The sequence below is a fragment of the Deltaproteobacteria bacterium genome, from assembly GCA_009930495.1.
In the GTDB taxonomy this organism is placed as follows: Bacteria; Desulfobacterota; Desulfovibrionia; order Desulfovibrionales; family Desulfomicrobiaceae; genus Desulfomicrobium.
This window is the reverse complement of the sequence record RZYB01000113.1, coordinates 1-9,298: the sequence shown is the minus strand read 5'-3', so window position 1 is coordinate 9,298 and position 9,298 is coordinate 1. Positions and strand designations below refer to the sequence as shown.

The 9,298-nt window shown below is 62.7% G+C and carries 7 protein-coding genes; 4 read left to right on the top strand and 3 right to left on the bottom strand.

The genetic code is table 11. From position 1 onward, the window contains the following. On the bottom strand, positions 1 to 578 hold a 578-nt coding region (locus tag EOL86_09805; GenBank protein NCD25866.1), incomplete at its 3' end, for a DUF362 domain-containing protein. Positions 579 to 808: 230 nt separating this feature from the next. Here EOL86_09805 and EOL86_09800 point away from each other — a divergent pair. The 4 genes from EOL86_09800 to EOL86_09785 all read left to right on the top strand — a co-directional run bounded on the left by EOL86_09800 (position 809) and on the right by EOL86_09785 (position 7,185). Continuing rightward, entirely contained in the window at positions 809 to 1,405 is a 597-nt protein-coding gene (locus EOL86_09800) for a TetR/AcrR family transcriptional regulator (GenBank protein ID NCD25865.1), read from the top strand. 72 nt (positions 1,406 to 1,477) lie between these two features. Then, entirely contained in the window at positions 1,478 to 2,626 is a 1,149-nt protein-coding gene (locus tag EOL86_09795) for an efflux RND transporter periplasmic adaptor subunit (GenBank protein ID NCD25864.1), read from the top strand. Between the two features lie 9 nt (positions 2,627 to 2,635). After that, positions 2,636 to 5,788, top strand: a complete 3,153-nt coding sequence (locus EOL86_09790; GenBank protein ID NCD25863.1) for an efflux RND transporter permease subunit — start codon at positions 2,636 to 2,638, stop codon at positions 5,786 to 5,788. Beyond that, positions 5,776 to 7,185 (top strand): efflux transporter outer membrane subunit, encoded by a 1,410-nt coding sequence (locus EOL86_09785; GenBank protein ID NCD25862.1) that lies wholly within the window; start codon positions 5,776 to 5,778, stop codon positions 7,183 to 7,185. Before EOL86_09790 ends, EOL86_09785 begins: the two co-directional genes overlap by 13 nt. An 82-nt stretch (positions 7,186 to 7,267) precedes the next feature. Here the strand turns inward: EOL86_09785 and EOL86_09780 are convergent, their stop codons facing one another. Continuing rightward, positions 7,268 to 8,575 carry a histone deacetylase gene (locus EOL86_09780; GenBank protein NCD25861.1) on the bottom strand — a complete coding sequence of 436 codons (1,308 nt, stop codon included), beginning with the start codon at positions 8,573 to 8,575 and terminating at the stop codon, positions 7,268 to 7,270. Between the two features lie 12 nt (positions 8,576 to 8,587). Beyond that, on the bottom strand, positions 8,588 to 9,298 hold a 711-nt coding region (locus tag EOL86_09775; GenBank protein NCD25860.1), incomplete at its 5' end, for a hydantoinase/oxoprolinase family protein.

Genomic DNA, 9,298 nt, shown 5'->3' with positions numbered 1-9,298 from the left:
ATGGACGCCTTGCCGCCGCTGTGCTGTTCGGTCTTGCCAGCCCGCGAGCCACAGCCCATGCCGATATTCTTGATGGCCCCGCCAAAACCGGTCATTTCGTGACCCTTGAAATGGGTCAGGCTGATGAACACGTCCGCGTCCATGACGGCCCGACCGATCTTGGCCTCCTTGACATATTCGCCGCCGACCACGGGCACGGCGATGTCGTCCGTGCCTTTGAGGCCATCGCCGATGAGCAGGGGACAGCCCACGGTCAGGGGCGTGAACCCGTTTTCCCAGGCGCATTCCAAATGTTCCAGGGCGTTTTTGCGCTTGCCCGGATACATGGTGTTGCAGTCCGTCAGAAAGGGCTTGCCGCCCAGTTCCTTGACCACGTCCACCACGGCCCGGGAATAGTTGGGCCGCAGATAGCTGATGTTGCCCAGTTCCCCGAAATGCAGCTTGATGGCCACGAACTTGCCGTCCATGTCGATCTCGCCAATGCCGGCCTTTTTGATCATCTTCTTGAGCTTGGTCGGCAGCCCGTCACCAAAAGCCTTGGTGCGGAAATCCGCAAAATAGACCTTTGCCTTTTCCATGGTATCCCCCTGTCGTGTTGATGTGCGTGTTTGCGTGAAACCGGCCAAGTGTTCCCACACGTTGCCAGCGATTCGCTCCAGTCTTCAAGAAAAAATGAAACCGGGGTATCCCCAGAAATTCAAGGGTGTTTCGGAGCAGCTTTTACGTGACCCTGGCTTCGGCAATGTCTCAAGAAATTTTTCACGGCCAGTTCTTGACGAATAAGTGAACGATCGTTAACAAGCCGCCCATGGCAAAAAGACTGACAACAACCATTCGTCGGGAGCAGATCGCCGAAGCCGCCCTGGCCCTGGTGGCCGAGCAGGGCGTGGCCGCGCTCACGGCCCGCAACGTGGCGCGGGCCATCGGCGTGACCGCGCCGGCTTTGTATCGGCATTTTCCCGGTGGCAAGGCCGATATCCTGGCCAGCGTTCTTGATTTGCTGGACGCTGTCAAATTTCAGGGGTTGCGTCAGGCCATGGGGGAGCCCGGTCCGGCCCTGGCCAAGCTGCGCCGCTGCTATCAGCTGCACATCGAAACCATCCAGCGCTACCGCGCCCTGCCCAACCTCGTTCTGGCGGATTCCCTCTGGGATGAAGAGCCGAAACTGCGCGAGAGGCTGTACACCTCGCATCATGACCAGCAGCGGATGATCGCGGAGATTATCGCGGAGGGGCAAACCCAGGGAGAAATCCGGGCCGATATCAGCCCGGATCAGATTTTCGTTCAGTTTTTGGGCCAATTTCTGACCGTCGCCATTCTGTATAGCCGGCCCTGGAACATGATCGATCTCAAGGCCCAGGCCGAGGCCAACTGGAAGATGTTTGTCCAGGCCGTGGCCCTGTAAATTTTTTTAACTTCTAAGTGAACAACTGTTCACATTTTTTTCCGTCGCACGCATAACGCAAGGAAGGTTTTTATGAAGAAAATAGCTGTATTCGTTATTGTGGCCACCGTGTTCGGGCTGGGCTATCTGGCCTGGAACACGCCGTCCCAGGCCGACGCTCCGGCAGGGAAGGCCCAGGCGCCCGCGCCGGAAGTGGGCGTGGTGACCATGCGCCAGGAGGACGTGCGTTTGACCTCGGAGCTGCCCGGCCGCACGGCTGTGTATCAGGTCGCGGAAATTCGGCCCCAGGTTGGCGGTATCATCGAGAAGCGGACCTTCAAGGAAGGAACCGAGGTCAAGGCCGGGGACGTGCTCTATCAGATCGATCCGGACAGCTACGAAGTGGCCGTGGCCCAGGCCCAGGCCGCCGTGGCCAAGGCCCAGGCGGAACTGGAGCCATTGCGCCTCAAGGCCGTGCGCTACAAGGATTTGATCCGGACCAAGGCGGTCAGCCAGCAGGATTACGACGAAGCCCAGGCCAATTACGCCTTGGGCAAGGCCAATGTCGCCTCGGCCCGGGCGCAGTTGGAAGCGGCGCGCATCGATGTGCGCCGCACCAAGGTCACTTCGCCCATTTCCGGGCGCATCGGCCGTTCGGCCGTTACTCCGGGCGCCCTGGTCACGGCCAATCAGGCCCAGGCCATGGCCACGGTGCAGCAGCTCGACCCCATTTACGTTGATCTGACCCAGTCCAATGTCGAGTTGCTGCGCCTCAAGCACGCCCTGGAACGCGGGGATATCCAGTCCGCCGGCGAGGCCGGAACCAAGGTCCGTCTCGTTCTCGAGGATGGCACCGAGTATCCGGAGATGGGGAGCCTGCAACTGGCCGAGGCCAATGTCGATCCGACCACGGGTTCCGTGACGCTGCGCGCCGAGTTCCCCAACCCCAGGCGTGATCTGTTGCCCGGCATGTATGTGCGCGCCATGATCGAGGAGGGCGTTTTGGCCCAGGCGATGCTTGTTCCCCAGGAAGCGGTGGTCCGCAATGCCCAGGGGCAGGCATTGGCCATGGTCGTGGACGCCGGGGACAAGGTTGTCGCCCGGCCCCTGGAGCTTGATCGTGCCGTGGACGGCAACTGGGTCGTGCTCAAGGGGCTGGCCGCCGGTGACCGCGTCGTGGTCGAGGGTCTGCAAAAGGCCCGGCCCGGCATGCAGGTCCGTGTTGCCCAGGGTTCGATGTAGGAGGACCCCATGGCACATTTTTTCATCAATCGCCCGGTTTTTGCCTGGGTTCTGGCCATCGCGACCATGCTGGCCGGAGTCCTGTCCATCTTCAATCTGCCCATCGCGCAGTATCCGCCCATCGCGCCGCCATCCGTGTCCATCAGCGCGACGTATCCCGGCGCCTCGGCCAAGACCCTGGAAGACTCGGTGACCCAGGTCATCGAGCAAAAAATGAAGGGCATCGACAACCTGGACTACATGTCCTCCACCAGTGAATCCTCGGGTCAGGCAACCATCACCCTGACCTTCAAGGCCGGCACCAATCCGGATATCGCCCAGGTCCAGGTCCAGAACAAGCTCCAGCTGGCCATGTCCCTGTTGCCGCAGGAAGTGCAGGCCCAGGGCGTGCAGGTCACCAAGGCGGTCAAGAACTTTGTCCAGGTTTTGGGCTTCGTGTCCGAGGACGGTTCCATGGACCGGGGACAGCTGGCCGATTACGTGGCCGCCAATATCCTGGATGGCCTGAGCCGCGTCGAGGGCGTGGGCGAGGTGACGTTGTTCGGCTCCCAGCACGCCATGCGTGTCTGGCTCAACCCCGACAAGCTGCATACCTATAATTTGGTCCCGGCCGACGTGGCCGCCGCCATCAAGGCCCAGAACGCCCAGATTTCCGCGGGTCAGTTGGGCGGTCTGCCTTCGGTGGAGGAGCAGCGCATCAATTTCACGGTCAGCGTCCAGGATCGTCTCCAGACCCCCGAGCAATTCCGGGACATTCTGCTCAAGGTCAACGCCGATGGCTCCTCCGTGCGTCTGGGTGACGTGGCCAAGGTGGAACTGGGTGCCGAAAATTCCCAGATCGCGTCCCGCTACAACGGACAGCCCGCGGCCGCGGCGGCCATCAAACTGGCCACCGGCGCCAATGCCCTGCAAACAGTGGAAGCCGTGGCCAAATACATCGAGGACTCCAGCTCCACCTTTCCGACCGGTTTGAAGGTCGTGGCCGCGTTCGACACCACGCCGTTCGTGCGCATCTCCATCGAGGAGGTGGTCCGTACCCTGCTCGAAGCCGTGATCCTGGTTTTTCTGGTCATGTACCTCTTCTTGCAGAATTTCCGGGCCACGCTCATCCCGACCATCGCCGTGCCCGTCGTGCTCTTGGGCACTTTCGGCGTCCTGGCGGCCTTTGGCTACTCCATCAACACCCTGACCATGTTCGCCATGGTCCTGGCCATCGGCCTTTTGGTCGATGATGCCATTGTCGTGGTCGAAAACGTGGAGCGCATCATGCACGAGGACGGCCTTTCTCCCCGTGAAGCGACCCACCAGTCCATGACCCAGATTTCCGGGGCCCTGGTCGGCATTGCCCTGGTGCTGTCCGCCGTGTTCGTGCCCATGGCGTTTTTTGGCGGTTCCACCGGCGTCATCTACCGGCAGTTTTCCATCACCGTGGTTTCGGCCATGGTTCTCTCGGTGCTGGTGGCCTTGGTGCTGACCCCGGCCCTGTGCGCCACCTTGCTCAAGCCGCCCAAGGCCGGACATGGTCAGCGCGGTTTTTTTGGGTGGTTCAACCGGGGCTTCGACCGCACGGCCAGCGGCTACCAATCCATGGTCGGCGGCATGGCCCGGCGTTGGGGGCGGTCCATGATCGTTTATGCCCTGATCATCGCCGGCATGATGTTTTTGTTCAAGCGTCTGCCCACGGGCTTCTTGCCCGACGAGGACCAGGGTATTCTTTTCGTGCAGGCGCAGTTGCCCATTGGCTCCACCCAGGACAAAGCCATCGACGTGCTCAAGCGTATCGAGCACCATTTCCTGGAGAACGAGAAGCAGGCCGTGGAATCGATGATGGCCGTGGCTGGCTTCAGTTTTGCCGGTAACGGCCAGAATACGGCCATGTGCTTTGTGCGTCTCAAGGATTGGAGCCAGCGCAAGACGCCCGATCTGCGGGTCAAGGCCATCGCCGGCCGGGCCATGGCCGCCTTTTCCCGGTATCGCGACGCCATGGTTTTCGCCTTTGCCCCGCCGGCGGTGTTGGAGTTGGGCAATGCCGTGGGTTTTGATTTTGAACTGCAGGACATGGCCGGTCTTGGCCACGAAAAGCTCACGGCCGCCCGTAACCAACTTCTGGGCATGGCCGCCCAGAGCCCGGATCTGGCCATGGTCCGGCCCAATGGTCTGGACGACACGCCCCAGTACCGCATTGATATCGACTGGGACAAGGCCAGCGCCCTGGGTCTGGCCGTGTCCGACGTGACCAGCGTCATCGCCACGGCCTGGGGCAGTTCTTATGTCAATGACTTCCTGGACAAGGGCCGGGTCAAGAAGGTCATCATGCAGGGCGAGGCCCCTTTCCGCATGATGCCCGAGGACATTGGCCGTTGGTACGTGCGTGGCAAGGCCGGTGACATGGTGCCCATGTCCAACTTCGCCACGGCGCACTGGACGTCGGGCTCGCCGCGTCTGGAACGGTACAACGGCGTGCCGGCCATGCAGATCCTCGGCGCTCCGGCTCCGGGCAAGAGCTCGGGACAGGCCATGGCCACCATGGAGGCCCTGGCCAGGGAACTGCCCGAGGGCATTGGCTATTCCTGGACCGGCTTGTCCTTTCAGGAGCGCCAGGCTGGCTCGCAAACCACCATGCTGTATTCGTTGTCCATCATCGTGGTCTTTTTGTGTCTGGCCGCCTTGTACGAAAGTTGGAGTCTGCCGGCCTCGGTCATCCTGGTCATTCCGGTGGGCGTCCTCGGGGCCCTGGCCGCGGTCAGTCTGCGCGGTTTGTCCAATGACGTGTATTTTCAGGTCGGCCTGCTGACGACCATGGGACTGGCGGCCAAGAATGCCATTCTCATCGTCGAATTCGCCAAGAGTCTGGTCGAGTCCGGGATGGAAGTCATTCCCGCCGTGACTCAGGCCGCCCGGCAGCGTCTGCGGCCCATCATCATGACCTCCCTGGCCTTTGGCCTGGGCGTGCTGCCCCTGGCCCTGAACGCCGGCGCCGGTTCGGGAGGGCAGAACTCCATCGGCACGGGTGTTATCGGCGGCACCATTTCCTCGACGATTCTGGGTTCCTTGCTGGTGCCGGTGTTCTTCGTCATCGTGGCCCGGGTACGTCGGCCCACGCAACATCCCAAACCGTGCGGATCGCGCATCATACCTGGAGGTCACGCATGCGAGGATTGATTCCGTTGTTTCTGATGATTTTGGCCACGGGCTGCGCGTCCCTGGCTCCAGATCGGCAGCGCCCGGCCATGCCCGTGCCCGATGTCTGGCCGGACGCGACCACGGCAGAGGCAAATGCCACGACCCTGGGTTGGCGGGACGTGTTTCCCGATCCGACCTTGCAACGCCTCATCGCCACGGCTTTGAGCGAAAATCGCAGTCTGCGGCAAACCGTCCTGGCCATGGACAAGGCCCGGGCCCAGGCTGGTATCGCCCGCGCGGACCGTTTTCCGAACGTGGACGCATCGGGGAAAAATTCGAACCAGCGCCTGCCCGCCGATATGCGTGGCGGGGTCGAGGGCATTGACCGGCAGTGGAGCGTGGGCTTGGGCGTCACCTCCTTTGAGCTGGATTTTTTTGGACGGGTCAAGAATTTGGAAGAAGCGGCCTTGGAGCAATATTTGGCCACCGAGGAGGCTCGACGGGCCGCGCATATTGCCTTGGTCTCCCAGGTTGCCCAGGGATATCTCGCCCTGGCCGGCGACCGCGAAGCCCTGGTCCTGGCCCGGGAGACGCTTAAAAGTCGCGAGGCGACCCTGACCCTGACCAAGGCCCAGGTGGCCAATGGGTTGGCCACGGAACTGGAGCGTCATCAGGCCGAGGAATCCGTGGCCGTGACCCAGTCCGAGGTGGCGCGGCTCACGGCCCAGGTTGCCATGGACAGAAACGCACTGGCCGTCCTGGTCGGCGTACCGGCGGGAAATCTGGATCTTCCGGCCCGGGCCATTGACGACGTGGCCGTGAACGAGGTCGTGGCGCCGGGTTTGCCTTCGGATCTTCTGACCCGTCGGCCGGACATCCTGGAGGCCGAGCACCGGCTTTGGGCCGCCGGTGCCGAGATCGGCGCGGCCAGGGCCGCGTTTTTTCCGCGCATCACGCTGACATCCACGGCCGGTCTGGCCAGTCTGGAGCTGACCGATCTTTTTGACGCGGCCCAGCGGACATGGACCTTCGTGCCGAGCATCACCCTGCCCATCTTTGACGCGGGTCGGAACAAGGCCAACCTGGCCGCTGCCGAGGCCGAGCAGAAAATCCGCGTCGCGGCGTATGAACAGGCCATCCAGACCGCGTTCAGGGAAGTGTCCGACGCCTTGGCCAAGGTCGGGGGCTACGCCGGTCAGGTTCAGGCCCAGACCCGCCGCGTGGCCAGCGCCGGAGCCAGCCGCGAGCTGGTCGATCAGCGCTACGAGGCCGGCCTGGAAAGCGCCTTTGCCGTGCACGACGCCGAACGGACCCTGTTTTCGGCCCGTCAGGATTTGTTGAATGCCCGACTGGCCCAGAAGCTCAATGTTGTCGGGCTGTTCGCCGCCCTGGGCGGAGGATGGGAGGAAATGGCCGTTTCGGCGGCGCGTCGGTAAACCGTCTTTGCCCTTGATCATGAAAAAACCCGCTTCCTTGGAGGCGGGTTTTTTCATGGATGCGGGGTTTGGGAGTGGGCCGTTATTTCGAGTATTCGTAGCGCTTGGTGACCCGGTCCGCGATTTGGGCGCGGGTGAAGCCGTCCTGCTTGTACTTGGCGAAGCGTTCCTCGGCCTCCTGGCTGCACAGGTCGCAACCCTGAACCGGAACGTACAGGCCCAGGGATTTGGGCGAGCGGTCGCTTTCGGTCTCGACGATGATCAGACCGGGGCAGTGCGGGCAGTCCTTGACGCGTTCGACCTGGGTTTCGGTGATATCGTCCGTGTCATAGTAGATGGATCTGCGACGCACGAAATAGCCGTTCTCGCGCTTGGCGTCGGACGGCCTCGGATTGAAATAGACCTCCGGCAGTTGGTCGCATAGGGCCGAGAGGTAGTCCATGGTCGATTTTTGCTCGCGCAGTTTCTCCCGATCCAGCTCCGGCTCCTGGACATTGGAAAAATCCACTCCGGCCAGGGCCAGGCTGATGCCCAGGTTGACGTAGGGCAGGGCGCCCTTGATGGCGTATCCGCCTTCGAGCACGGCGATGTCCGGCTTGAGCATGGCCGTCATCTTGGCATAGCCCTGGGCCGTGAAGTTCATGTTGGTGATGGGGTCCGAGAAATGGTTGTCCTGCCCGGCGGAGTTGATGACCAGATCTGGTTTGAAATGCTCCAGAATGGGCATGACGATGCGTTCCATGGTCATCAGGTAGCCGTCGTCGGAAGTGCGCGGCGGCATGGGCACGTTGATGGTCCGACCCAGGGCCTTGGGACCGCCGCATTCGGACGGAAAGCCCGTGCCCGGATACAGGGTGCGGCCGTCCTGGTGCAGGGAGATGAAGAGCACGTCCGGGTCGTGCCAGTAGATGTCCTGGGTGCCGTCGCCGTGGTGGCAGTCCGTGTCGACCACGGCCACGCGCAGGTTGCCGTAGTGCTCGCGGATCCATTCGATCATGAGCGCTTCGATGTTGATGGTGCAAAATCCCCGGCTGCCGTGCACCGTGCGCATGGCGTGGTGTCCGGGGGGGCGGACCACGGCGAAGGCCCGCTGGCGTTCTTTTTCCATGATCAGCCGTGCGGCCCGGATGACCCCGCCGGCGGAAATGAGGTGGGAGTTGGTGCACACCGAGGCCACGTCCGGAAAGCAGAAATGGGTGCGCATGATGTCGGTTTCCGTGGCGATGAGGGGCCGGTATTCGCGGATGCCCTCGATGTCGAAGATGCCTTCCTCGCGGAATTGGTCCTGGGTGTAGAGCAGGCGTTCCTCGCGTTCCGGGTGCGTGGGCGAGATGGCCCAGTCGAAGGCGGGAAAAAAGATGATGCCGAGGCTCGATTGTGCTGTGAGCATGGTCTCTCCGGGCTAGGATTCCAGGGTGGTGATGACGCCGGGCCGCATCTGGCAGCGAACGCGGATATTGCGGCCGATGGTGTAGTGCCCCTCGACCATGTTGAAGGCTTCGGCCTGGATGACCTGGATGTCGCCATCCTCGGCCGGGATGCCTTGTTTTTCCAATTCGGCCCGCAACATGGTGGTGGCGTCGTGCACGGCCTCGTCCAGGGTGTAGGTGCGCTTGACGGCCTTGTGGATGCCCAGGCCCGGCACGGTGAAACTGCCGCGCGAGGTGTCCACGGTCAGCACCAGGGACTGGGTCGGCCGGGTCAGGCCGGCGCCGATGGCATTGGCGACCGCGCTGTGTTCCGGCGCGACCACGGGCAGGCCGAATTCCGCCTCCAGGATGGGGGCCATGGCCTGGGCCGGGCCGCCGATGACCAGGATGCGTTTGGGCTGGACCGTGCGGTCTTCCAGAATTTCCTGGATGGTGTAGACCGGACGGGCGTTGATGGCCGCCAGGAAGGCCGCGATTTTTTTCTTGAGGGTGGCCATGGCCACGACCACGGCCTGTTCCGCGCATTCCCGGGCCGACATGCCCTGGGCCATGGCCACTTCCTTGATGCCCTTGGCCGAGCGTTCGCGGTCGCCAAACTCCGCGTGGCCAAGGACATTCATGGCGTCCATCAGGGCCGGCGCCGGACCACCGGCGGCCATGCACGGCCCGTGACGGTCCGGACC